Origin of the sequence: Alteribacillus sp. JSM 102045, assembly GCF_041949975.1 — a bacterium.
Taxonomy (GTDB): domain Bacteria; phylum Bacillota; class Bacilli; order Bacillales; family Marinococcaceae; genus Alteribacillus.
The window spans coordinates 1-1,842 of record NZ_JBHFQG010000083.1 but is presented as its reverse complement, the minus strand read 5'-3'; the positions used below and the strand labels follow the sequence as shown (position 1 = coordinate 1,842).

2 protein-coding genes and 1 pseudogene are annotated in these 1,842 nt (G+C 33.1%); 2 read left to right on the top strand and 1 reads right to left on the bottom strand.

Features of this window, described 5'->3' with window-relative positions; translation table 11 throughout:
* Window positions 1-306 precede the first annotated feature (306 nt).
* On the top strand, window positions 307-699 hold the full coding sequence (locus ACE1TI_RS21675) for a hypothetical protein (RefSeq protein ID WP_375009576.1): 393 nt from the start codon (window positions 307-309) through the stop codon (window positions 697-699).
* Between the two features lie 133 nt (window positions 700-832).
* Window positions 833-1,378, top strand: a complete 546-nt coding sequence (locus ACE1TI_RS21670; RefSeq protein ID WP_375009575.1) for a hypothetical protein — start codon at window positions 833-835, stop codon at window positions 1,376-1,378.
* A 149-nt stretch (window positions 1,379-1,527) separates the two neighbouring features.
* Here the strand turns inward: ACE1TI_RS21670 and ACE1TI_RS21665 are convergent.
* Window positions 1,528-1,704: pseudogene (locus ACE1TI_RS21665) on the bottom strand (IS3 family transposase); the annotation flags it as partial.
* Window positions 1,705-1,842 lie beyond the last annotated feature (138 nt).

The following is a 1,842-nucleotide window of genomic DNA, read 5'->3' as shown; positions in this document are numbered from 1 at the left end:
AATCGCCTTCTTTCGTTAATGGGTTGTGGTGACTTCATTATACCGAAAGAGGCGATTTTTTTGTATGTTAAATAGGAAAAAGGGGCTGTCAAAAGGTCATTTTTTCATAACCTTTTGATACAGCCTCGATTTTTAAATCGATTAATAAATACAACCTTCATGGAATAAATTTTCCTTATATTTAACTTTCCTCTTATGGATCACAAATTAGTGGTCATATTAAGTAACATCTTTTTCTAATTATATAGGAGAGGTTCTGAATTTAATGACTTTTTGTTTTTCAATAGGATATAAGGAGTGATTCATGTGAAAAACATAGCAATTGTATTCACATCATTTGTCTTTTTAATGGTTGGTTGTACTCAAGAAAATCATAATAATGAATCGGCTGCAATGAAAGGTGATTACAATAATAGCAATGAACTTCAGGAAGAGGATTCAATAAAGGAAAAGGGAAAACAAAATAGTAAGGAATTTAGAGGGTCAGTGGAAGAAAAAAGAAATTTTGATGGTATTCATCAACTCTTAGTTCATCCGGGAAATTCGAATGGACCGACTTATTTCGCAGTAAATAAAAAAACATTTGAACAAATTGAAATAGGAGAACAAGTAGTTGTTCAGTATAACTCAAAAGGAGTTAAATTTCATTCATCTCCACCACAACGCGAGGCAGAAGAAGTTAAAATTTTAACAGAATAATGTTATACATGTAGTCTACTCATTGGAACGATAAATCACCTTAGGAGATAAGTTTCTCTTAAGGTTTTTTATTGTTTTAATACTAGTAAATTTGCGCTACAATTTACATAATTTTTACAATAGGAGGAGTTTTATGAAGAAATTTTGTATGTTTTCTTTTCTATTAACTTTTGTAATTTTATTAGGGGGTAATTCAGTTTATGCGGTGGATGATTACGAATTAAAATTTAGAGATACTTTTGGTCTTTCAAAAGAATCTAGTCCAAATAAAAATAGTTCATCAACTGCAAAATATGGACTTAACCTTACTGAAGAGGAAGAGAAAGATTTAGATTTTAGAATGGAAATTCAGAATAAATATATCCCAGAGATTGTAAAGGCTCTTGAAAAATCAACAAAAGTCAAAGAAAAAATAGGCGGTATGTATATTAATCAAGAAAATGGGGGCATTTTTACTATTCTAATTAAAGAAGATGATGTAGAAAACGTCATTCGTAATACTGTAAAAGAAGTTTTTCCTTATGAAGAAGAATATTTAGATATAAAAATAGTTGATTATTCGGAGGAAGAATTAAATAATTATCAAGATAAGTTATATGAATTAGAATCAACGTTAAAAAAACAAGGGATTCGGATTAACCCCTTGAATTTGGACACGTACTCTATTTATCTAGCATAATCATACTTTATCTCTTCTTTTGTCTTCGGGTAGGATCGCCCATTTGCTGCGTTTGTCAAGGGCCGCTTACGCTCTCCCGTTGGTCGCCCTTGACAAGCCTCTCAAATAGGCGGATTGGCGGTTAAGACAAAAGAAGGAGATACTCTGTGTTACACACGAACTTCTCTCTGTGGTACCATCCCGAGCTTTGTTTGCTCATAATACTCTTTCGGAGAGAGATCGAGAATACTTCCGTGCAATCGTCGCTCGTTGTAGAACGCAATGTAGGAAGTGACTTCTCGATACGCCTCTTCATAGGTCTTAAACTCGAAACGTTGAAAACAGTCGTCTTCTAGGAGTGTATGTAGTAATCTAAAACTGGACCACTGGAGTCATTGAAAAATCCCCCAGTAGTATATAATTAACCCCTGTAGAAATAAATGAATTTCTAATGGGGAGACTGGGAGCGATGATCAATTTGAAAA

Bases quoted from the DNA above. Each gene is read 5' to 3' on its own strand.
- ACE1TI_RS21670 (WP_375009575.1), top strand. From the start codon at position 833: ATGAAGAAATTTTGTATGTTTTCTTTTCTATTAACTTTTGTAATTTTA.